At 65.7% G+C, this 23833-nt stretch carries 19 protein-coding genes; 3 read left to right on the top strand and 16 right to left on the bottom strand.

Going from position 1 to position 23833, the window contains the following annotated elements; all coding sequences use genetic code 11:
* From VFC51_17135 to VFC51_17075, 13 genes are all read right to left on the bottom strand, one after another.
* A partial coding sequence (locus VFC51_17135; protein ID HZT08751.1) for a histone deacetylase occupies nt 1–488 on the bottom strand: 488 nt, incomplete at its 3' end.
* A 77-nt stretch (nt 489–565) separates the two neighbouring features.
* Nucleotides 566–2506 carry an ATP-dependent zinc metalloprotease FtsH gene (gene ftsH / locus VFC51_17130; protein ID HZT08750.1) on the bottom strand — a complete coding sequence of 647 codons (1941 nt, stop codon included), beginning with the start codon at nt 2504–2506 and terminating at the stop codon, nt 566–568.
* Nucleotides 2507–2615: 109 nt separating this feature from the next.
* Nucleotides 2616–3008: a septum formation initiator family protein gene (locus tag VFC51_17125; protein ID HZT08749.1), complete on the bottom strand. Its 393-nt coding sequence runs from the start codon at nt 3006–3008 to the stop codon at nt 2616–2618.
* Between the two features lie 18 nt (nt 3009–3026).
* Complete coding sequence (locus VFC51_17120) at nt 3027–3977, bottom strand: hypothetical protein (protein HZT08748.1); 951 nt, start codon at nt 3975–3977, stop codon at nt 3027–3029.
* A 58-nt stretch (nt 3978–4035) separates the two neighbouring features.
* On the bottom strand, nt 4036–4995 hold the full coding sequence (locus VFC51_17115) for a dihydroorotate dehydrogenase (GenBank protein ID HZT08747.1): 960 nt from the start codon (nt 4993–4995) through the stop codon (nt 4036–4038).
* 44 nt (nt 4996–5039) lie between these two features.
* Nucleotides 5040–5810, bottom strand: coding sequence for a dihydroorotate dehydrogenase electron transfer subunit (locus VFC51_17110; GenBank protein HZT08746.1), 771 nt, complete (start codon nt 5808–5810; stop codon nt 5040–5042).
* A complete protein-coding gene (carB, locus tag VFC51_17105) occupies nt 5807–9247 on the bottom strand; it encodes a carbamoyl-phosphate synthase large subunit (GenBank protein HZT08745.1) in 3441 nt (1146 codons plus the stop codon). Before carB ends, VFC51_17110 begins: the two co-directional genes overlap by 4 nt.
* A complete protein-coding gene (gene carA, locus VFC51_17100) occupies nt 9240–10442 on the bottom strand; it encodes a glutamine-hydrolyzing carbamoyl-phosphate synthase small subunit (protein HZT08744.1) in 1203 nt (400 codons plus the stop codon). Before carA ends, carB begins: the two co-directional genes overlap by 8 nt.
* Nucleotides 10439–11755, bottom strand: a complete 1317-nt coding sequence (locus VFC51_17095) for a dihydroorotase (GenBank protein HZT08743.1) — start codon at nt 11753–11755, stop codon at nt 10439–10441. Before VFC51_17095 ends, carA begins: the two co-directional genes overlap by 4 nt.
* A complete protein-coding gene (locus VFC51_17090) occupies nt 11752–12771 on the bottom strand; it encodes an aspartate carbamoyltransferase catalytic subunit (protein HZT08742.1) in 1020 nt (339 codons plus the stop codon). Before VFC51_17090 ends, VFC51_17095 begins: the two co-directional genes overlap by 4 nt.
* A gap of 62 nt (nt 12772–12833) precedes the next feature.
* Entirely contained in the window at nt 12834–13388 is a 555-nt protein-coding gene (pyrR, locus tag VFC51_17085; protein HZT08741.1) for a bifunctional pyr operon transcriptional regulator/uracil phosphoribosyltransferase PyrR, read from the bottom strand.
* 171 nt (nt 13389–13559) lie between these two features.
* Entirely contained in the window at nt 13560–14192 is a 633-nt protein-coding gene (locus VFC51_17080; protein ID HZT08740.1) for a hypothetical protein, read from the bottom strand.
* A 39-nt stretch (nt 14193–14231) separates the two neighbouring features.
* A complete protein-coding gene (locus VFC51_17075; GenBank protein HZT08739.1) occupies nt 14232–15395 on the bottom strand; it encodes a hypothetical protein in 1164 nt (387 codons plus the stop codon).
* Nucleotides 15396–15703: 308 nt separating this feature from the next.
* Between VFC51_17075 and VFC51_17070 the strand changes: the two genes are divergently transcribed.
* The 3 genes from VFC51_17070 (at nt 15704) to katG (ending at nt 21299) form a co-directional block, all read left to right on the top strand.
* Nucleotides 15704–17464, top strand: a complete 1761-nt coding sequence (locus VFC51_17070; GenBank protein ID HZT08738.1) for a helix-turn-helix domain-containing protein — start codon at nt 15704–15706, stop codon at nt 17462–17464.
* Complete coding sequence (glnA, locus tag VFC51_17065) at nt 17461–18819, top strand: type I glutamate--ammonia ligase (GenBank protein HZT08737.1); 1359 nt, start codon at nt 17461–17463, stop codon at nt 18817–18819. The genes VFC51_17070 and glnA overlap by 4 nt, the downstream gene beginning before the upstream one ends.
* Before the next feature lie 242 nt (nt 18820–19061).
* Entirely contained in the window at nt 19062–21299 is a 2238-nt protein-coding gene (katG, locus tag VFC51_17060) for a catalase/peroxidase HPI (GenBank protein ID HZT08736.1), read from the top strand.
* Nucleotides 21300–21344: 45 nt separating this feature from the next.
* Here the strand turns inward: katG and VFC51_17055 are convergent, their stop codons facing one another.
* The 3 genes from VFC51_17055 to recA form a co-directional block, all read right to left on the bottom strand.
* On the bottom strand, nt 21345–22091 hold the full coding sequence (locus tag VFC51_17055) for a ubiquinone/menaquinone biosynthesis methyltransferase (protein HZT08735.1): 747 nt from the start codon (nt 22089–22091) through the stop codon (nt 21345–21347).
* Nucleotides 22088–22759: a regulatory protein RecX gene (locus VFC51_17050; GenBank protein ID HZT08734.1), complete on the bottom strand. Its 672-nt coding sequence runs from the start codon at nt 22757–22759 to the stop codon at nt 22088–22090. Before VFC51_17050 ends, VFC51_17055 begins: the two co-directional genes overlap by 4 nt.
* A gap of 22 nt (nt 22760–22781) precedes the next feature.
* Nucleotides 22782–23833 (bottom strand): recombinase RecA (gene recA / locus VFC51_17045; protein ID HZT08733.1); only part of this gene is annotated, 1052 nt, incomplete at its 5' end.

The following is a 23833-nucleotide window of genomic DNA, read 5'->3' as shown; positions in this document are numbered from 1 at the left end:
CCGTGGTGCACGTCGACGTCGACGATCGCGACGCGCTCGGCTCCGCCGGACCTGAGCGCCCAATGAGCGGCTATCGCGACCGTATTGAACAGGCAGAAGCCCATCGATCGCTGTGCCGTCGCATGGTGTCCCGGCGGGCGGACGATGACGAACCCGGCGGATATGCTGCCTCGGAGAACGTCCCGGACAGCCTGGAGACCGGCGCCCACCGCCACTTGAGCCGCGATCAGGGACGTGGGAGTCACAAAGGTATCCGGGTCCACCCACCCGCCGCCTGAGCTCCCCAGCTCCTGGATCCGGCGGATCTGCCCTTCAGCGTGAACGCTCGCGATATCAGCGAGCTCGGCCGGCTCGACGCTTGGCCACTCATACAGGTCGGCGTCACGCTGAAGGGCCGCGACCGCTGCACGGACGCGGCTTGGGGACTCCGGATGTCCTGGCGCGGCATGATCGAGACACCGTGGGTCGGTGTAAATCGCGACCGCCATCGCTCAACCTCGCTTCCAAATGCCGCTCGCCCAGGCCGCGGCGCGCGCGCACGCAACCGCGACTGCCAGGGCGATCATTATGGCATGCTGGAGCCTGGGGCGAGCCGTGGGCGAGCCTTGGGGAGCGGCTTCTCAGGCCGCTCCGCCGGTGCCGCGGGCGGCGACGGCGGAGACGCGACAGGGAGGGGGTCTTCGACCGGCAGGCCGGAGAAGACCCGCTCTAGCGCTTCCCCTTCCAGTGTTTCGCGTTTGATCAACTCTTCGGACAACAGGTCCAGGATGTGCCGGTTGTCCGCCAATATCTGCATCGCCTCGTCGTGCGCGTGCTCGATGAGCCGGCGAATCTCCTCGTCAATGGTCTCCGCGATCTTCTCGCTGTAGTTCTTCTGCTCACCGATCTCGCGCCCGAGGAAGATCATCTCTTCCTTGTGCCCAAAGGTTCGGGGCCCAAGTCGGTCGCTCATGCCGTACTCGCAGATCATCTTCCGCGCCAGGTTGGTCGCGACCTCGAGGTCATTTTGGGCCCCCGTGCTCATCTCTCCGTACACGAGCTTCTCGGCACAGTGGCCACCCAGAGTACCGGCGAGACGGTCCTCGAACTGGGAACGGGTCCACAGATGCCGGTCCTCGACCGGGAGGAACCGCGTGTAGCCCCCCATCATGCCGTGAGCGATGATGGTGATCTTGTGGACCGGGTCGTGGTTCTTCAGGAACCGCGCGACGACGGCGTGGCCAGCTTCGTGCACAGCGGTCCGCGTCTTCTCCTCTTCGGAGATGATGCGGCTCTTTCGCTCGGGACCTGCGATGACGCGATCGATCGCGTCCTCCAGCTCCGCCATACCGATGGTCTGCTTGTTCCGGCGCGCGGCGATGATGGCGCCCTCATTTATAAGGTTCGCCAGATCCGCGCCAGAAAAGCCCGGCGTCTGCTTTGCCAGCACGCCGAGATCGACGCTGCTCTCCAGCGGCTTGCCTCGCGCGTGCACGTCGAGGATAGCGCGCCGGCCCCCGATGTCCGGAGCCGGGAGGACGACGTGGCGATCGAATCGACCGGGACGAAGCAGCGCGGGGTCGAGCACGTCCGGACGGTTCGTCGCTGCGGTGACGATAACGTTGGTGTTGCCGTCGAACCCGTCCATCTCGACAAGGATCTGGTTCAACGTTTGCTCGCGTTCGTCGTGGCTTCCGCCCAGGCCCGCTCCTCGCTGGCGGCCGACGGCGTCGATCTCGTCGACGAAGATGATGCACGGGCTATTGCGCTTTGCTTGCTCGAAGAGGTCGCGCACGCGCGACGCGCCGACGCCCACGAACATCTCGACGAATTCCGATCCGCTGATGCTGAAGAACGGAACGCCGGCCTCTCCGGCGACCGCCCGGGACAGAAGCGTCTTCCCGGTGCCCGGCGGTCCCACGAGGAGAACGCCCTTGGGAATCCGCGCCCCGAGGGCAGCGAATTTCTCCGGAAATTTCAGGAACTCCACGACTTCGTGTAATTCTTGTTTCGCCTCGTCAACACCCGCCACGTCCGCGAACGTCACCGTCGGCTTGTTTGCCATAAACATCCGAGCGCGACTCTTCCCGAAGGAAAGCGCCTGGTTATTCGTGCCCTGCGCCTGGCGCATCATGAACAGGAGGATGCCGCCGAAGAAGACCAACGGCAGGAGGTTGATCAGGATCTGCAGCCAGTTCCCGAACTGGGGCGGGTCGACAAACACGATGCTGACCGCGTCGAGCTGGTCCGGGGTAACACCGTAGTCCCGAAGCTGTTGCGTAATGCCAACATTCGTCTCTTTGCGCGACGTCGCTCGCCGCTTGTCCAGATACTCGATCTGGAGGCGGTCATCGCTGACCAAGATCCTCCGAATCGTTCCTTCTTTGACACCCGCCGCAACTTCGTTGATGCTGATCTGCTGGTTCTCATTTCCCCCGGAAGGTGGGAACGCAGTGAAAAACAACGCAACGACGGCGACAAGGAGGATGAGGTAGACGAAGCTGTTCCGCAGCCACTTGTTATCCATTCCCTGTCCCTTCTTGGACCCAAGACGCACTGTCCGTCAATTTGACGGAAGCGTGCGCTGCGTCGATTATATCAGAGCCCAATTTAGGCACTCCGGGTGATCTGATTCACTATCTATTCGCGTCCGCGTCCACAAACAGACTCAACCACTCCCGCCAATTCGGCAATTCCACCGGGGTCGGTGTCGCTGTCGCGGTTGGCTGCGATCGCGCTCCGCCAGGCCACACCAGAATGACCGGGTGATCACCGGGTTTCACCAGGCCCTCGTCCCGCGCTGTCCGCTCGATGTCGACGTCCATTTGATTGCTCGACAGCTCCGCCTGCAGCTCGAGGTTCTTCGCCCGGAGCTCGGCGACTTCGCGCCGTGTTGCCTCGACTTCCTGGTTCGCGTGATAGGCGTCGATGGCGCGCTGGCCGGTGAGGATAACGACGTACACCGCGACGAGCGCCGTCGCGATGGCGAGGAGGCGCCGCGGCAGAACGGAGCCTCCGAGGTCATGCATCCGGCCCGCCTCGTCGGCTCACGGGATCCACGAGAGGCCAGAGGTGGCATCAACCCCGAATCGGCCGGTCATCTGGGTCGAGCGCCCCGCGACGAGCTTTCCATCGGCGTCTTGCGACACGTCCATCACGAATAGCTCGAACTCCGCACCCGCCAGCGAGAGGTACGCCAGGGACCCGCCGTTGGGCGACCATCTGGGGCTGCGCGCCACGTCCATGATTGCGAGCGTTGCAGGCTCCTCCTCCCCGGTCGCGTCGATCACCCGAAGGGCGTCGCGCTTTCCGTCCCGCGCCATGTACGCGATGTGCCGCCCGTCCGGCGACCACGTGGGATCGAACGCACCGCCCGCTTCGTTAGTGATCGCCACGGGCACGTCCGCGCGAGATACGTTGATCGTGTAGATCTGGCTCGACGTTCCGCTAAACCCCGTGATCGCAATCTCCGACCCGTCCGGCGACCACGTGTACGTATCGAATGCGTCCAGCCCAGCCCTGGGCCGCGTGACCTGGCGCGCGCCAGTCCCGTCGGGCCGCATGACCCAGAGCATCGCGTACTGACTCGACCGATCGGAGAGGTAGGCGAGCAATTGCCCGTCAGGTGACCATCGCGGGTAGAAGGCCCACTCATTCGCCTGCACCCGGGCCGATTGGCCGCGCGTGATCTGGTGCAGGTCCGAGCCGTCCACGTTGAGAACGTAGATGTCGCTGGAATTCTGGTTCCAGCCGACTATCGCAAGCCTGGTCCCGTCTGGCGACCCGTCGGGCTGACCCCAGTATCGTCCTCCCTGCGTGATCGGCGCTGTCGATCCCTCCTCGGCCTCCCAGATGTCGCCCGAGTGGCCGAACAGGATGTGGCCAGGAAGCGCTGCGCGCACCGTGCCAGCGCTGCCAGACCCGCCAACGGCCGACGTGGCCGCGTCGATGCCGTAAATCGCGAGGGCGCAGACGAGGGAGATGGCCGCGATGCTCATTCGCCCCGTCGAGCGCCCAGTCCACGCGCGCCACACATCCCTCATGGGCGCCGGCCCCCTATGCCGGCTGCCGGAGCGCGAGCCCAGTCAGGTCGCAAACCGACCGCAGCCCGCGCGCGGCGATCGCACCGGGCAGCTCGTCGACGATCCGAAGCGACGTCGACGGCTCGGTAAATGTCATCGTCCCGACCTGGATCGCCGTCGCACCCGCCATCAAGAACTCCAACGCGTCGCCGGTGCACGCGATACCGCCCAGCCCAACGATAGGGATGCGAACGGCCTGACTGACCAAGTACACGATCCAGACCGCCATGGGCCGAATCGCGGGGCCGGAGAGGCCGCCCGTGACGTTTGCCAGCACCGGACGCGCAGTTTCGATGTCGATCCGCATGCCAACGAACGTGTTGATGAGGGATATGGCATCCGCCCCCGCGTCCTCAACCGCCCGCGCCACTTCGCAGATATCCGCCACCTGGGGGGAAAGCTTGACGAGAACGGGTAAACCGGTGCGCTGGCGCACGGCGGATGTGATTTGTGCGCTTGTCGCGGCATCCTCGCCGACGACGCGGCCTCCCGCCCAAACATTGGGACACGAAATGTTCAGCTCGAGCCCTGCCACGCCCGGCACGCCGTCGAGGAGGTCCGCCATGTACGCAAACTCTTCCACCGTATCTCCCGCGATGTTCACGATGACGGGCACATCCCACTGCGCCCAAATGGGCGCCTTGTCGCTGATCACCTTGTGCACGCCGACGTTTTGGAGGCCGATGGCGTTCAGCATGCCGGCTGGCGTTTCCACGATTCGGGGACCGCGATTCCCGCGCCGTGGCCTCGCGGTGATCCCTTTCGAAACAATCGCGCCGAGGCGCTGGATATCGATCAGCCGCGCGTACTCGATTCCGTAGCCAAAGGTACCGGAGGCCACCATCACCGGATTGCGCAACCGAAGCGGGAGCTTCGCGTTGACGCCGAATTCCACCTGGACGTCCACGTCGGCCGGTGCGTCCGTCGAACCCACGGTGCCTCCTCGCGCCGCGCCGCCCATCACGCCTCGATCACCTCTCAGTCCGTTCGCCAGACGACGTCCCGCGCACGAAAGACCGGACCGTCGGTGCACACCCGCATGGGGCCCTTGCGTGTTTCGATGACGCAGCCAAGGCACACGCCCATGGCGCACCCCATCCGCTCCTCCATCGCGACCCAGCACGGGATGTTCGGAGCCCGCTCCCCTACGATCCGGGCAAGAGACGCCATCATCGGAATTGGGCCGCAGGAGTAGACCGCGTCCGCCCAGGCGAGGCGGTCGGGGACGAGCTCGGTGACGAATCCCTGGACGCCGGCCGACCCGTCGTCGGTGGCTACCAGATACTCGACCTCCTCGGGAAGCAGCGTTGACGGGAAGACGAGGTCATGGGTCGCCGCGCCCACGGCGAGCGTGACGCTCGCGCCGCGTTCGATCGCCCGCTCCGCCAATCCGACGAGAGGCGCGACGCCATACCCGCCTCCGATGAGGAGAAGGTTGCGCGCTTTCGGGTCGATCCGAAAGGCGTGGCCGAGGGGGCCAATGCAGTCGAGGACCTCCCCCGGTCGTTTCGAGACGAGCCGATGGGACCCGGCGCCGACGTCGCGAACCATCAGCTCCAACGTCTTCCCGCGCGCGCGAAAGACGCTCATCGGACGGCGGAGGAGTGGCGCCTCATTATCCGAGCACCGAATGTGGAGAAACTGGCCCGGCGCGGCGCTCTGAGCGATCCGGCCAACATCGAGCGCGACGACGTGGGTGGCGGGCATGATCAGCTCGTTCGCTACGACCGTCGCGGCAAACTGTCTCATGCTCGGTCCGACACGTGCGTGCCCGGTCGCACCCTCCCGTCGATCGGCTCGGACGCGCGGTGGTTGGCCCGTGCCGGACCGAGCCGACTCTGGGGGTCAAAGGACCAGTACGCCTCGACGGGCAACACCTCGTTCGGCGACGCGCCGGACTCGATGCACATCGCCACGACGCGCGCGGTGTCCAAGGATGTATAGCAGGGAATCCGGCGCTCGGTAGCGGCGCGCCGAATCTCAAATCCGTCTCGGAGCTGATCGCGCCGCGCTGAGACGCCTTCCAACGTGTTGATCACGCCCGTCACCGACCCGTCCATGATCACGTCGAGGACGTTCGGATGGCCCTCATCCAGCTTCTTGGTGGTCATGACGACCGGCAAGCCGAGGGCGCTGATGACTCCCGCGGTGCCTTCCGTCGCATAGAGCGGATGGCCACTGCGGGCAAACGAGCGAATGATGGGGATTGCCTCTGCCTTGTCGCGATCCGCCACCGAGATCAGGAGTGCGCCCTTTGGGGGCAGCATCAATCCGGCGGAGGTGAGCGCCTTCACCATCGCCCCCTGGTATGTGAGATCGATCCCCATGACCTCGCCCGTGGACTTCATCTCGGGGCCGAGGTACGTATCGACCGCGGGCAATTTCGCCATCGAGAAGACGGGCGCCTTGACGGCCACCAGCTTCTGCGCCGGCCAGAGGGCATCGGTTATCCCTTGCGAACGAAGGGATTCGCCCAGCATCACGCGCGTGGCGATCGTCACGATCGGCACGCCCGTCGCCTTGCTCAGAAACGGGACAGTCCGACTGGCGCGCGGGTTGACTTCCAACACGAAGATCGTTCCCTCGAACAGGACATACTGGACGTTGAAGATGCCGACAATCCCCAGGCCAACTCCGAGCCGCGTCGTGTAGTCGACGACGGTTTCGAGCTCCCGATGTGTCAGCTCCACAGCCGGATAGACGGCCATGGAATCCCCCGAATGGACGCCCGCGCGCTCCACGTGCTCCATGACGCCCGGAATCAACACGTGTTCGCCATCGCAGATGGCGTCCACCTCCAGCTCTCGGCCCTCGAGGTACTTGTCGATCAGCACGGGATGGCGGGTGGAGAGCTGAGTGGCCGCGGTCACATAGCGAATCAGGTCCGTTGGGCTGTGTACGATCTCCATGGCGCGGCCCCCGAGAACGTACGAGGGCCGCACGAGGACCGGATAGCCAACGCGCTCGGCGGTGTTGAGCGCCTCCTCGACCGTGCGCACACTGCCGCCCGGCGGCTGCGGGATGTCCAGGCGCTGGAGAGCCTCCTCGAAGCGCCGCCGGTCTTCCGCGAGGTCGATGGACTCGACACTGGTGCCCAGGATGCGGAATCCCGCGTTGCGCAGCGGCTCAGCCAGATTGATGGCCGTTTGGCCACCGAATTGAACGATGACCGGCGGCGCAGCCGATGCTCGATCGTCATCCCCGTCGAGCGCCGCTCGTGGAGACGCAGCCGCCGGGCCCGCGCTGGAAGCCGCCGGCCCCTCGACCGGGGGCGCTTCGTTCTCCAGAAGATCGCGAACGCTTTCTTCGTCAAGCGGCTCGAAGTAGAGGCGCGTCGACGCGTCGAAGTCTGTGCTCACGGTCTCTGGATTGCTGTTGACCATGATGCTCGCGACCCCGGCGGCTCGTTGGGCAGTGGCCGATCGCACGCTGCAATAGTCGAATTCGATCCCCTGTCCAATGCGAATCGGGCCCGAGCCAATGACCAGCGCGCGCTCGCCCTCGAGAGGCGCTGCCTCATTCTCCTCTTCGTATGTGCTGTAGAAGTATGGCGAGACCGCCGCGAACTCGGCCGCGCACGTATCGACCATCTTGTAGACGGGTCGGATGTTCCACGCGATGCGCAATGCGCGGACCTGCTCGGGAAGAAGATCCGCCAGGGTTCCGATCTGGCTGTCTGAGAAGCCCATGCGCTTCGCGCGGAACATCAACGCGGGGGTGAGCGGCTCATGGAGCAGCTCGCGCTCGACGGCGACGATGTGCCGAATCTTGTGGAGAAAAAATGGATCGAAACCGGACATCTCGGCGAGCTGCTCCACGCTGACGTCGCGGCGCAGAGCGGCGGCGAGCGCCCACAGACGTAAGTCGTTGGGCTGACGAATCTGCTCGAAGAGCTGCTCGGTTGGGCGGCCATGCTCATCGCTCCACGACCGCTCTTCCCACAACAGGCTCCGCCCGCCGTTCTCCAACGAGCGCACCGCCTTTTGGAGCGCCGCTTCGATCGAGCGGCCAATCGCCATGACCTCGCCCGTCGACTTCATCTGCGTATTGATCGTCCGGTCCCCCGTCGCGAACTTGTCGAAGGGCCACCGCGGCACCTTCATGACGACGTAATCGAGGGCCGGCTCGAACGCGGCCGTCGTCTTCCCCGTGACGGCGTTGGGGATCTCGTCGAGGCGACGACCGATGGCGATCTTGGCGGCCACGCGCGCGATGGGATAGCCGGTGGCCTTCGAGGCGAGCGCCGACGAGCGGCTGACGCGTGGGTTCACCTCGATGACGAAGTACGCAAAGGAGTGGGGATCGAGGGCGAACTGAACGTTGCAGCCGCCGCGGATTCCCAGGGAACGAATGATCTTGATCGCGGCGGTGCGCAACATTTGATACTCGAAATCGGACAGGGTCTGGCTCGGCGCCACCACGATGGAGTCGCCCGTGTGGACGCCCATGGGATCGAGGTTCTCCATGTTGCAGATGGTGATGCAGTTGTCTGCCCCGTCGCGCATCACCTCGTATTCGATCTCTTTCCACCCGATGAGCGACCGCTCGACAAGCACCTGGTGAATCGGGCTCGCGGCGAGCCCGCCGGCGACGATGGTACGAAGCTCGTGCTCCGTCCGTCCGATGCCCCCGCCCGTCCCGCCGAGGGTAAACGCTGGGCGGACGACGACCGGGTATGAGAGCCGCTCGGCAAAGGCGACCGCGTCGTCGACAGCCGACACGACTTCGCTCTCGGGGACCGGCTCGCCGATTCCGATGAGGAGCTCCTTGAAGAGCTCCCGGTCCTCCGCTTTGCGGATCGAGTCCAGCGGGGTCCCGAGCAGCTCGACGCCATGCCGATCGAGGACTCCCGCCTCCGCCAGCTCGACGGCCAGGTTCAGCCCTGTTTGGCCGCCGAGGGTCGGAAGCAGCCCGTCGGGGCGCTCGCGGCGAATGATGCGCTCGATGACCGGGACAGTAGGCGGCTCGATATAGACCGCGTCAGCAATTTCGACGTCCGTCATGATCGTCGCCGGATTTGAGTTGATCAGGACGACGGAGACGCCCTCCTCGCGAAGGGACGTGCACGCCTGAGTTCCGGCGTAGTCGAACTCGGCGGCTTGGCCGATGACGATCGGGCCGGAGCCAATGACCAGCACCTTGCGGACGTCGACCGGCTTCTTCGACGTCGGGCCGCGGCTATCCATCGGCGGGCACCATGTCTCTGCTCAGAGCGTCCGCGCCGGGCACCGGTCGCGCCACCATGTCGAGGAACCGCTCGAAGATGTACTGATTGTCCTGCGGCCCAGGGCAGCCCTCCGGGTGATACTGCACCGAGAACGCCGGAAGCTCCCGATGGGCGAGGCCTTCGACCGAGCCATCGTTCAGATTGACCATGCTGACGAAGAAGCCCGACCCCTCGCGGATCGAGGCGGCGTCGACCTGAAATTCGTGGTTCTGCGACGTGATGTGAATTCGATCCGTCAACAGGTCACGCACCGGATGGTTGCCGCCGTGATGGCCGAATTTCAGACGGCTCGTCGAACCCCCGGCTGCCAGCCCGAGTACCTGATGGCCGAGGCAGATCCCGAGCAAGGGGACCGTTCGTCGCATCAGCTCGCGCGTGAGGGCGGCGGCGCCCGCCATCCGCTCCGGGTCCCCGGGCCCATTGGAGACGACCACACCGGCCGCGCCGGCGGCGAGTACGGCCTCGACAGTGGCGTCCCATGACAGCGGGTACACCTCTACGCCGCGCGCCGCGAGCGACCGCACGATGTTGTGCTTGACGCCACAGTCCACCACGGCGATTCGGAGCCCGGCCCGATCGGCCGACGCAGCCTCGACGGGCCGATCCGTTCGATCCGCGGCGCCTGCGGGATCGCTTGCTTGCGCCACGAGGTTCTTATCGGAGAGCGGCGTCGCGGAGCGGGCGCGCTCGACCAGATCTGCCGCCTGCGGCTCGATCGGGCGCGCGCGATCGATGGGACCGAGCGCGGCCCGCATGGTCCCGTGGTCTCGCAGGTGCCGCGTGAGCGCACGCGTATCGATTCCCTGAATCCCCGGCACGCCGGCGTCAAGGAGAAACGCGTGGAGGCTTCCCGTCGACTGCCAGTGACTGGGCTCCTCGGCCAGATCGCGGACGATCAGCGCAGCGATCCAGGGCCGGCGCGATTCGCGCGCGATCCGCTGCGCGCCGTAGTTTCCGATCTGGGGATGGGTGAGCACCACCATCTGCCCGTGGTACGAGGGATCGGTGGCGATCTCCTGGTAGCCAGCCATGCTGGTATTGAAGACAACCTCGCCTTCGGCTGGCATGGGGGCGCCGAAGGACCGGCCGAAGAAAACGCGGCCGTCCTCGAGGGCCAGGCAGACGTCGGCGTCGACGAGGAGCGCCTCGCTCACACCGTGCCCCGCTCGTACACGACGTCCCCTCCGACCAACGTCGCGACGACGGCGCCGCGCAGCGTCTCGCCGTCGAGGGGCGTATTCTTTCCTTTTGAGTGGAACCGCGCCGCATCGACCGTCCACTGAGCGCGCGGATCGAATAGCACGATGTCCGCCGGCAGGCCCGGGGTAATCCGCCCGTAGGGAAGATTGAAAATCCGGCACGGTTCCCACGTCAGGCGCCGGATGACGTCGAGCATTGTCAGTTGGCCGTCGTCCACCAGCCGCGTCAGGCAGCCCAGAGCCGTCTCGAAGCCGGAGATGCCGAACGCCGCTTCGTCGTACGTGCAATCCTTGTCGATGGATCGATGGGGCGCGTGGTCGGTCGCGATCACGTCGATGAGCCCCTCCGCCAGGGCGGCAACGAGCGCCTGGCGGTCGGACTCCCCCCGAAGCGGCGGATTCACCTTCGTCGCGGTGTCGTAAGGCCGGCCCGACGCCTTGCCGTTCCGCTGGCCCAAGACCCACGCGTCCGTCATGGTGAGATGGTGGGGCGTGACCTCCGCCGTCACGTCCAGGCCGTCGCGCTTCGCCATCCGGAGCAGCGCGACGGATCCTTCCGTCGAGATGTGGGCGAGATGCAGCCGCCCGCCGGTTTCCCGCGCCAGCTCGATATCGCGCGCGACCATCACGTCCTCGGCGGTGGCGGGCTGCCCCTTGAGCCCGAGGAGATCCGCCACCCTCCCCTGGTTCATCACACCACCGTCGGCGATCTCCGGATCTTCGCAGTGGTTCACGATGGGCTTCTTGTGGCGCAGGCTCTCCATCAAGGCGTAGCGCATCAGGCGGCCGTCCCAGACCGGACGCCCATCGTCGGAGAACCCGACGACGCCCGCTCCCGCCAGCTCGCTCGCGTCCGACAGCTCGCGTCCCTGCTGGCCCCGCGTGATCGTGCCCAGCGGAAGGACCCGCGCCCCATGGGCGGCCTGCGCCCGCGCGTACACGAAGGCGATGTCGTTCGCGGTATCGAGCGTCGGATTCGTATTGGGCATGCAGCAGACGGTGGTGAACCCGCCAGCGGCGGCGGCAAGCGCTCCGGTCGCAATCGTCTCCTTGTCCTCGAAGCCCGGCTCGCGCAGGTGACAGTGCAGATCGACGAAGCCCGGCGCGACAACGAGGCCCGCCGCGTCGATGGTGCGATCGAATTCTCCGCCCGCTTCCTGTCCGATGAAGCCGTCCACCCGCCCGTCGACAATCACCACGTCTGTGACTTCATCCCGCCCCTCGGCCGGATCGACCACGCGTCCGCCGTGGATGCGAATCCGCGTCACGCCCGCACCTCCATTTGAGGCTCCCGACGACCCCCACGATCGTGCTGCGCCGGCGCACGGGCTTTGCTGCCGACCTGGGACGCTGCCATAAGCAGGTAGATCACCGCCATGCGAACCGCGACGCCATTGGTCACCTGGGATTGCACGACCGACTGGGCGCCGTGGGCGACGTCGGCGTCGATCTCGACGCCCTCGTTCATGGGGCCAGGGTGCATCACGATTGCGCCCGGAGCCGCGCGCGCGAGCCGCTGCCGCGAAATGCCGAAGTCGCGGGCGTACGCTCGAAGCGATGCGAGTCGGTTGCCCTCCTGGCGCTCGAGCTGGACGCGCAGCGGCATGACCACGTCGGCGTCGGCGATGGCGTGATCGAGGTCCATGTCGATTTCGACGGGCCATGGGGGCTCTGCGGCAGGTGCGATGGTCGTGGGCGGAAGTAATGTTGGCGGGCCACACAGGCAGACGCTCGCCCCCAGCAGGTGCAGGCCCCACGCGTTGGACCGAGCGACACGGCTGTGGGCGATGTCTCCGACGATGACGACGCGGAGCCCTTCCACGCGGCCGAATCGCTCGCGGATGGTATAGGCGTCGAGGAGCGCCTGCGTCGGGTGCGCGTGGGTGCCGTCGCCCGCGTTGATGACCGGGACGTCGACGTGCGCCGCGACGGTGTACGGAGCGCCCGAATGGCTGTGCCGGATGGTGAGCAAATCCGCGCCGAGGGCGTGCAGAGTGCGAACGGTATCGAGCAGCGTCTCGCCCTTCTCGACGCTACTCCCCGTCGCCGACACGTTGACGACATCCGCCCCGAGCGTTTTCGCGGCCAGCTCGAACGACACGCGCGTCCGGGTGCTCGCCTCATAGAAGAGGTTGACGATGCTGCGCCCGCGCAGCGCCGGTACGCGGCGGATTGGCCGCGCCAGCACTTCTTTCATACGGTCTGCCGTCTCCAGGACCTGGAGGACTTCATCGCGGGAGAAATCGTTCAGGTCGAGCACGTGTCGGCGGCCCGCCCAGGGGATCGGAGCGGCGGCGACTCCATTCGTGGCGCCATTGGTGTGCTCAGCGGATTCGATCACGGCGTTCAACCCTTCCTCGCAATCACGACCTCGTCGCAGCCGTCGATCTCGGCGACGTGCACGTCCACGCTTTCGTCCCACGCCGTCGGCACGTTCTTTCCGACAAAGTTCGCCCGGATCGGCAGCTCGCGATGTCCGCGGTCCACCAGGACCGCGAGACCGATCGACCGCGGGCGCCCGAAGTCCATGACGGCGTCCAGGGCGGCGCGAATCGTTCGGCCGGTGAAGAGGACGTCGTCCACCAGAACAACGTTGGCGCCGGAGATGTCCGTGGGGAGCGCGGTCTCCCCCAGCTCCAGGATCCGCCCATCGAAGAGGTCGTCCCGGTACAGCGTAATGTCAAGCTGGCCGCAAGGGACTTCGACCTTCTCGAAAGTGGCGATGGCCTGCTGCATGCGACGGGCAAGAGGGACGCCCCGCGTGAGCAGTCCGACGAGCACGAGGCCCTCGACGCCGCCATTCTGCTCGACGATCTCGTGGGACATCCGGTGGATCGCGCGGCGAATTCCCTCGGCGTCGAGCAGCACCTTAGCGTCCACGGCGGCCTGCCCCGGGGCCAAGAAAAAACCTCTTGCCCGGCCCGTTGCCGGCAAGAGGCTGATGGATACAGACATTGCGTTGCATGCACGCTCCTTGTCGGTCTCTCGGGGCCGACTTAAAGGATGGCGAGAGCAGCCAGGTCGCTGGCAGAAGTATTCCAGGGATGGAGGGGAATCGTCAATCCCGGCGGTCTAGCCAGCTATGGCCGGATAACCGCACACCGCGTCGCTGATCCAGAGCGGCGCGCCGTCGCTGCCAAATCCGATCACCAGATAGCATCCCCCGGTATCTGTTGCGCTGGTCGCCGTGCCGGGGAGCAGCTGAAGCCGTAGGGCGTTGTTGATGGGATCCAGCAGCATCGCGGTCGCTCCTGGAACGGGCGCCCATTCGAGCACGACGGTTGGATTGCATTCGAAGGTGCACGATGGGGGCGGAGGGCCGAAGTGAACCGACAGGGAGGACCGAAGGCTCGTGGCCTGGACGGACATCGCGCACAGTATTCGTGAGCTCGAAACCTGCTGGCCGTTCACCGCGTACCCGAGGACCGCGTAGCAGGCTGCCTGTCCGTTCGCGAGGTGATCCGTTGCGCTGGAGGCGAAACCGGGGAGAGTCAGCAGGATGGACGGCCCTGTAGCGGAATACCGAAGGATTTTGTAGGTTGACTGCCCGCTTCCCGGCGTCCAGGCGAGCGCGATCGTCCCGTCCCCGGCGGAGGTCAGGGTGAAGCCATCGACCAGGATCGGATTCGCGCGCGTGCTCCTCGGGACACCCAGCACCAAGCCGATAGCCAAGATCGCCGAGAGAGCGCACCGTCTGATGTTCATTGCTCTCGCTGCCTTCCCCTAATGTTGTGGGAGATCTGCTTAGCAGGCCTTTCCCATCCAAAACACGTCGTGCTGCTCCGCCGGAGGCGTATCCAGGTCGACGGCGTAGCATTCGTTGTTCACGTTGAATGCGCACTGTTGCCCCGACCCCGGGTTGTTGCAGTTGGGAGCGGCTGGGCCGACCGCTTGGAGCGATCCCGAGCGGAGCTGCTGGAGACCCGAGATGTACGTGACGAAGGGGGGAAGCGTGCGCGTTCCCTCGATCCCCGGGTCGAGCCCCGCGGATGAGGAGGTGAACGAGTTGAACCACCGTACATCAAGCACCACCCACCCCGAGGTCCCGGGGCATCCAGTAGTGACCGGCTCACACCAGAAGTACGCAGTCCAGGAGTTCTTCCCGTCTATGAGGCCGGTAAACTGGTTGGCGAACGCATAGTTGGTGTTGGTGGTCAACGTGTAGGGAGGCCCGTAGGACTTGAGGACGCCGTTTGGCGGGCTCGAGTCGTCCAGCGAGTCCGTGAAAGGGCATGCGCAGATGTCGGGTCCAAGGCCGCTCGCCCAGTGGTACCAGCCGACCTCGCTGAAGTTGCTCTGGTTGGACATCCAGGCAATCGTGGAGCCAAGGAGCACCCATTCTCCAGATGCCGATGTGCTTGGCATCGCCGTCGCGGAAATCAGGCTTCCGGAATTGTCTCCGCCCGTGCCGGCGATTGCGTAGCTGTACAGATCGGAGACCGCGTACGAGCCTGCAGTCGCAACCGAGGCGCGATCGAAGTGCTCGGGATCAATCCCATGCCTCGGTGTCGCGACGTTCGGGCAATTCGCTTGTGCGCCACCGGTGCACCGGTCATGCGCGCTCGCCACGGGGGCAAGCCAGGCTGCCAGGGGGTTTTCGACGTCGCGCCCCCATTTTGGCGGCAAAAGCCGTCGCGTTCGCGGGTCATAATAGGTCACCTTGCCCGGAGGGCTCTTGCATGCGAGGATCGACGGATACTGGCTCAGGTGGTCGACCGCGCGTCCCGGCACACAGTCCGGCAATGACCTGAGAATATTGCCGAGACCGTCGGTCTTCGTTGGAAGGGGGACTACGCTCGACGTCGATGGGATCTGGATGTTGGACGACGCAACGAGCTGCGACAGGGACTGGGGCTCGGCCCCGGCTACCTCCTCACGCGACCCCCCCCGCGTCTGGAATCCAGCCACGATGGCCAGGACGAACGCCGCAGTCGCTAATCTCCTTACGTGCGCCGTGACCCCCAACCTCCCGGACTGAATCGAGCCAAGTGTAGCCTGCGTGGCGGACACGTGGCGTGCGGCGATTCGTTACAGAATCGTGACAATAAGGTTCTCATTCGTCGACTCGACCAGTGAGCGGTTGTCTAGACGCAACCTGCTCCGCGAGTGCCTCCTGGCCCGCGACCCCCGGGTGCCTCCGATTCGGCGGCGGTTGCGGCATCTGCCGCCGGCCGGTTTTCCGGCCGGACTTTTCCCATTGTCGTTCTGCATGACGAATGATATCGTTTGGTGTGCAGATTGCCCGACCGCCGACGCTGAGCACCGCCGCCGCCGCCACGGTGGCCGACGCGCTGCGGCTCGCCCTTCCCTCCGGCACGCTGGTGGTTCAGGGTCAGCCCCACGTCCACCGTCGCATATCCTGGGTGCGGTCCTTCATCACGCGTCCGTGGGTCATCAGTAACATCGAGCCGGACGCCCTCGTCATTCTCTCGCTGCGCGGCCTGACCAGTCGGTCCGAAATGATGGGGCTGCCCCGCCTCTTTCAGGCGCTATCGACAGCGGGCGTGGCCGGGATCATTCTCAGCGACGAGCTTCCAGAGGGAATTGCGACCAGCGAGGCGGAAGACACGCTCCCGATCCTCATCCTGCCGCCGGATGTCGGACTCCAGGAGGTCGAGCGCTCAGTCATCAGCCTCATCGTCGACCGCGACGGCCAGGTCCAGCGTCGCGCCCTCGAGATCTACCAGCGGTTGATTCAGCTCGCCCTCGACGGAGCGACGACCCAGGGAATGGCAGCCACGCTTGCTCAGGAAGCTGGTCGCGTCGTGTACCTGGAGAACGAGTACGGGATTCGGCAGGCGTTCGCCGCGCCGACCGACCGCGAGGTCCACGGGCTCCCACCGGACGAACAGTCCCACACGTTGTACTCCGCCCGCGACATCCTGGGCGTTTCGGCGGGCGCTCCGGCCTCCGATCAATCCATCGGCCCGATCCGGCGGATCCTGTCCAATCACGAGTACGCGGTCTGCTCTTCGCCCATCTCGCTCGGCGGGACGATCGCCGGCTTTCTGACGCTCCTCGGCCGGACCCAGGACATGCAGGACCTCGATGAGCAGATCGTCGTGCGCGCCGCATCGGCGTTCGCCGTTCCGATCGCCAAGCAGCGGGCTATTATGGAGACCCAGACGCGGTTGCAGGGCGGCTTTCTGGAACATCTCTTCTCGGGAACCTTTTCCGACGAAGACGAGATCGCCGCTCGCGCTCGGTATCTCGGCCACGATCTTCGCGAGCCCTACGATGCGGCGTGCATCGTGCTCGACGAGCCGACTGATGCGCGAGGCGCCGTGGACGAAGCCCAGCGCGCCGGCGTCTGGACGTCATTTCTCGACATCGCCCATCGCGAGATTCTCGAGCAATGGCCGCGCGCGCTCCTCCGCGAGCGCGGCGACGTGCTGGCCGTGCTGATCCCTGCCCGAGAGGCTGCGTCGCCATCCTCTCTCGGAGCGCAGATGGAGGCGACGCGCGCGCGCCTCGCCGCCCTCGTTGGGAGCGCGTCGCCCACCATCGGCCTCGGCCGGCGGGCTTCGGGACCCCGAGCCATCGTGCGCTCGTATGCCGAGGCGGAACGGGCCGCGCGCATCGGGCGTCAGTTTCTCGGCGGCAATCAGACGATCGCATTCGACGACCTTGGCGTATACCGCGTGATCGCCCGCGTTGAGGACCGCGAGACCCTCGAGGCGTTTTGTCGCGAGTACCTCGGCACCCTCGAAGAGTACGACGCCAAGCACGACGCGGAGCTGGTCGAGACCCTGGAGGGGTTCTTTGCCTGCAACGGCAATCACGCCCGCGCAGCAGACACGCTACACCTTCACAGAAACACGCTGCTCTACCGCCTGGACCGGATCCAGGCGCTCACGGGACGCGATCTCGCCGATGCAGAGAATAGACTCTCTCTACAACTGGCGCTGAAGATCCGCCGAGTCGTTCCGACGCTGCGGGCCGGAGGTCCGCGAAGTCCGTCAGGAGAAGAGCCTTGACAGAACCCAGCGCACAGCACGACCAGCGCACCGACGTGTTCGAACGGGCGCGCGCGTCCGACGTCAAATTTGTCAACCTGCAGTTCACCGACATCATGGGCGTGGCGAAAAACGTCACGATCCCGTTCCATCGCTTCGGTGATGCCATCGACCACGGCCTGTGGTTCGACGGCTCGTCCATCGACGGGTTCGCGCGGATCCATGAAAGCGACATGTATCTTGCCCCGGACCTGTCGACGTTTCGCGTGATTCCGTGGGAGTCCGGCGAAAATACCACCGCGTCCGTCATCTGCAACGTCTTCACGCCCGACGGCGACCAGTTCCCCGGCGATCCGCGCTACGTGCTCCAGCGCAACCTGGCGGACGCCGCGGAGATGGGCTTCTCGTTTCTCACCGGACCCGAGCTGGAGTTCTTTCTGCTCAAGAACGGAGGAACCGGACTCGTCGAGTCGCTCCCGCACGACCGAGCGAGCTACTTTGATGTCACCACGGACCAGGCGGCCGACGTGCGAAAAGAGATGGTGACAGCGCTCGAACAGCTCGGCATCGTCGTCGAGGCTACCCATCATGAAGTGGCCACCGGACAGCACGAGATCGACTTTCGGCACGCGGGCGCGCTTCAGACGGCCGACAATACGGCGATCTTCAAGATCGCATTGAAGTCGGTCGCCCGGCGCCACGATTTGCACGCGACGTTCATGCCGAAGCCGTTTTACGGGCTCCCCGGTTCGGGCATGCACACGCACCAGAGCCTGGCCGACGTGCACACCGGAGCCAACGCCTTCCACGACGCCGAGGACGAATACGAGCTGTCTCAGATCGCGCGCTTTTTCATCGCCGGGCAGTTGACTCATGCGCGCGCCATGGCGGCGATCGTGACACCCTTAGTCAATTCCTATAAGCGCCTGGTCCCGGGGTACGAAGCGCCCGCATACATTAGCTGGGCGCGGACAAACCGCTCGGCATTGGTCCGTGTGCCGCGAGTCAGCGCTGGGCGCGGCCAGTCAACGCGGATCGAATTTCGATGCCCAGACCCGAGCTGCAACCCCTACCTGGCCTTCGCGGTTATGCTGGCGGCCGGCCTCGACGGCATTCGACGCCAGCTACCGCTGCCGCTGCCCATCGAGGAGGACCTGTTCCACTTCGACGAGGGGATGATGGCCAAGCACGCCGTCGGCACGCTGCCCGCGTCCCTCGCCGAGGCGCTCTCGGAATTCGAGCGCGACGATGTTATGACGCGCGCCGTGGGGGACCACATCGCAGAGTGGTTCGTCGAAGCGAAGCGCCAGGAGTGGAACGACTATCGCGCCCGCGTCACGCCGTGGGAGATCGATCGGTACCTCGAGACGTATTGATCGCGACCTACGTTCGTCCGAGCCGGTGACGACGGGCTCGCGCGGGCTCGTCAGCCGCATCCAGTTTGTCGAGGCCATCCGCCGACCACCGCGCATCAGGGTTTGGCGTGGTCCTGCCCCGCGACCGTGGGCTTCTTTATCGCGCCCGTCGCCTTGAATTGCGCGCATCCCCGCAGCACGATATATACGTAAGGGAATAACCAGAAAGGAGGAGGAACGTGTCTGAGAGGGACGTCGCGCAAATGAAGGATACAACGGCGAGTGCCAGCGAAAGTGAGAATCCATCGATCCCTGCCCCGACTCCCAAGCGGGTTCGCCCAAGGACCAACAAAGACTGGTGGCCCAATCAGGTGGACCTTTCGATTCTCAACAAGCACGCGCGCCGGTCCAATCCGATGGGCGAGGACTACAACTACGCGCAGGAGTTCAAGACCCTCGATGTCGAAGCGCTCAAGCGGGATCTCATGCAGCTCATGACGACGTCGCAGGAGTGGTGGCCGGCGGACTACGGGCACTACGGCCCGCTTTTCATCCGGATGACGTGGCACGCCGCGGGCACGTACCGGATCGCCGACGGCCGGGGCGGTGGTGGAGAGGGCGCTCAGCGCTTCCCACCCCTCAACAGCTGGCCAGACAATGCGAACCTCGACAAGGCCCGCCGGTTGCTCTGGCCGATCAAGCAAAAATACGGTCGCAAGATCTCCTGGGCGGATTTGATCATTTTTGCCGGCAACGTGGCCTACGAGTCGATGGGGTTCAAGACGTTTGGCTTCGGATTCGGGCGCCCCGACATCTGGGAGCCCGACGAAATCTTCTGGGGACCGGAAGATACCTGGCTCGGGGACGAGCGCCACGTCGCTGAGGGAGAGATTCAGGGACCGTTCGCCGCCGATCACATGGGCCTGATCTATGTGAATCCGGAGGGCCCAGGCGGCAACCCAGACCCGGCCCTCGCCGCGAAGTACATCCGACAAACGTTCGGGCGCATGGCGATGAACGACGAGGAGACCGTGGCGCTCATCGTGGGAGGCCACACGGTTGGCAAGGCCCATGGCGCCGCCCCTGCGCCCCAGTACGTCGGCCCCGAACCTGAGGCGGCCAGCTTGGCCGACCAGGGCCTCGGCTGGAAGAATAGCTATGGCAGCGGCAAGGGCCCCGACACGATCACCAGTGGACTGGAGGGTCCCTGGACCACCGAGCCCACGAAGTGGGACAACGGGTTCCTCGACAATCTGTACAACTACGACTACCAGCTGACGACGAGTCCGGCCGGCGCGAAGCAGTACGCTCCCAAGCCTGACGCATCGGGCGCGGTCCCCACCGCGCCCGATGCCCACGATCCATCTAAGCGGCAGACCACGATGATGCTCACCACCGACCTGGCGCTCAAGACGGACCCGACGTACGCGGCGATCACGAAGCGCTTTCATGAACACCCGGACCAGCTTGCGGACGCCTTCGGCAAGGCGTGGTACAAGCTCTTGCACCGAGACATGGGACCGATCTCCCGCTACCTCGGCCCCTGGGTTGCGGAGCCGCAGCTCTGGCAGGATCCTGTTCCGCCAGTCGATCATGAGCTTATCGGGGAGCAGGACGTCGCTGCCCTCAAGGAAAAGCTCCTCGCATCGGGACTCAGCATCTCCCAGCTCGTCTCCACCGCCTGGGCGTCGGCAGCGACGTTCCGCGGCACCGACAAGCGCGGCGGGGCCAACGGGGCGCGGATTCGCCTCGCGCCGCAAAAGGACTGGGAAGTCAACAACCCGGCCGAGCTGGCCCGGGTGCTGCGGACTCTCGAGCAAATTCAACAAGAGTTCAACCAATCACAATCCGGCGGGAAGAGGGTCTCCCTCGCAGACCTGATCGTCCTGGGCGGATGCGCTGCCGTCGAGCAAGCGGCGAAGAACGCCGGATACGACGTCCGGGTCCCGTTCGCGCCGGGCCGTACGGACGCTTCCCAGGAGCAAACGGACGTCGAGTCGTTCGCCGTGCTCGAACCCAGGTTCGACGGGTTCCGCAACTACCTGCACGCGGGGGAGGAGCTGCCGCCCGAAACGTTGCTCGTGGAGCGGGCATTCATGCTGAACCTGAGCGCTCCTGAGATGACCGTTCTCGTCGGCGGGATGCGAGCCCTGGGCGCCAACTACCGGCAATCCAAGCACGGCATGCTGACGAGCCGCCCTGAGACGCTGACCAACGACTTCTTCGTCAACCTGCTCGACATGGGCACGGAGTGGAGGCCATCCGGCTCGGACGCGAGCGTCTACGAAGGCCGCAACCGCTCGACGGGCGAGCTCAGGTGGACCGCCACCGCCGTCGACCTCGTCTTCGGAGCGCACTCGCAGCTTCGCGCGATCTCAGAGGTCTACGCGTGTGACGACGCGAAGGAGAAGTTCGTGCGCGATTTCGTGGCCGCCTGGGACAAGGTGATGAATCTCGATCGTTTCGACCTCGCGGCACAGGGCGGGAGCGCGCGTCCGTAGGCCGCCGGTGGCGAACGGCTTCCCGTCGTCTCGTCCCGTCGTCCGCTAGGCCTTTTGCCCTCGGTGGATCGCGGTCGTCCCGAAGCCGACGGTCCGATAGGTCACGGCTTGAAAGCCGGCCTCGCGGAACGTGCGGGCCAGCACCTCCGCAGGCGGGAAGACACGGACGGAGGCTGGCAGATAGCGATAGGCCGCGGGATCGCCACTGACGATCCCGCCCACGAGCGGCACGACATAGGTGAAATACGCCCTGAAGGCTGCCGACAACGGCCCGAAGGACAATCGAGTGAGCTCGAGACTGACGACCCGTCCGCCCGGCCGCAAGACGCGGTGCATCTCCCCGAGGGCTCGCGGGACGTCCGATACGTTCCGCAACAGGAAGCCGCTCGCGACGCAGTCGAATGATGCGTCGGCAAAGGGGAGGCGGAGCGCATCGGCAAGAACGAGATCGATCGCGGTCTCGCTCCGGCGTTGGAGCTTCTCGCGCGCCGCTTCCAGCATCGGCGCGCAGAAATCGGCCGCGACGACGTGGCGCGCGCCGTGCGTCCGCAGGGCGAGGGCGAGGTCGCCAGTCCCCGTGGCGAGATCGAGCGCGTCGGCCCCCGCCGGCTCCGCGGCCGCGGCGGCGAGGTCTCGCCAGCGACCGTCCATTCCCAAGGTCATGAGTCGGTTCATCAGGTCGTAGCGCGGCACGATACGACCGAACATGTCGCGAACTCGGCGCCCGCGGTCTGCGCCGCCGAGGGGGATTGACGTCGGTGAGTCGGGCTCCGGCGCCCGCGCGTTGATCACGGCACGGAGGATGCGCTCGGAATCTCGCCGTGCTCCTTCCACAGAAGGGCGACGGCCTCCCGAGCGGGACCGTAGTCGAACCCACGGCGCGCCAAATACGCGATCAGGTCGTGCACGAAGCGCCGCTCGTCTGGCTCGCACAGACGCTCGGCGCGCCGCAGTGCGGCGCGATAGGCCTGCAACGCCTGGGAGGGCTGTATGGGCTCGATTGCCGCTGACGTTCGCGTCGCGTCGACGCCCTTCGCCCGAAGCTCGGCGCGGAGCGCGCGAGGTCCACGGGGGTGAAAGGTCATGCGTTGAGAGACCCAGTACGCGGCAAACGCGTCGTCATCGACCAGGCCCTCGGCCTTGAGACGATTCGCCGTAGCGTCGGCGGCCTGCGGCGAATACCCTGCCCGCGCCAATCGACGCCGAACTTCCGCCTCGCTGCGGGGACGCGTGGCGAGAAAGCGCAGCGCCCGCTCGTGTGCGCGCTCCTGCTCGTCGCGACGCAGGAGCGCGTTGACGGTCGCCTCGTCGACGGGGTCGCCGGCCCGCACGCTAGCCGCGATCGGAACGGCGAGCGAGAAGGCGAAGGCGCCGTCGATGGCGACGTTGACTCGCCCGGATCGGGCCCGCCGCTGATGGGAGATCGCGCTGATGGAGGCGCCCGGGGCGCTCGCGCGCATTCGGGCGCCTCCATCGTTCACGCTATTCGCCGAGAGCGAAAACGCTCTCTTCTTCGACCACACCATCGCCCACCGCCAGCTTCATCGGTAGTAACCCCACCGCCGACTGTCGGATCTGCCGTTCGATCTCGTCCGCGATCTCCGGATTCTGCCGCAGGTACTCCTTGGCATTCTCGCGACCTTGGCCGAGACGGATGTCGCCAAAGGAGAAGAATGCTCCGCTCTTTCGAACGATCTCCAGGTCGGTCCCGACGTCGAGAATGCTTCCGGCGCGAGAAATTCCTTCGTTGTACATGATGTCGAACTCGGCCGTGCGAAACGGCGGCGCGACCTTGTTTTTCACGACGCGGACGCGGGTGCGGTTCCCAATCACGGTCGTGCCCTGTTTGATGGAGTCGATCCGACGGATGTCCAGGCGCACCGATGCGTAAAACTTCAGCGACCGGCCGCCGGGTGTCGTCTCGGGGTTGCCGAACATCACCCCGATCTTCTCGCGAAGCTGGTTCGTGAAGACGACGGACGTGCGCGATCGACTGATCGCGCCGGTCAGCTTGCGGAGCGCCTGGGACATCAAGCGCGCCTGAAGGCCGACGTGTGCATCGCCCATGTCGCCTTCCAGCTCAGCCCTCGGCACCAGCGCCGCCACCGAATCGATGCACACCACGTCGAGGGCGCCGCTCCGGACGAGCGCCTCGGCGATCTCTAACGCCTGCTCGCCCGTGTCCGGCTGGGAGATCAACATCTCGTCGACGCGAACGCCGCAGTTCTGGGCGTAGATGGGGTCGAAGGCGTGCTCGGCGTCGATGAGCGCGGCTATGCCTCCCGACGCCTGCGCGTGAGCGATGACGTGCTGCAGGAGCGTCGTCTTCCCCGAGGATTCTGGGCCGTAGATCTCGGTGATGCGTCCGCGCGGAATCCCCCCGACCCCCAAAGCGAGATCGAGGGCGATTGCCCCGGTCGGAATGACGTCGACAGCCAGGCGATCGCTGGCTTCCCCCAGGCGCATGATCGAGCCTTTTCCAAAATTCTTCTCGATCTGCGCCAGCGCCATCTCCAGTGCCCGTTCTTTCTCGC

It is taken from the genome of Chloroflexota bacterium, assembly GCA_035652535.1.
Taxonomy (GTDB): Bacteria; Chloroflexota; UBA6077; order UBA6077; family SHYK01; genus DASRDP01.
The sequence above is the reverse complement of the archived record's forward strand: the minus strand, read 5'-3'. Positions and strand labels throughout refer to the sequence as shown.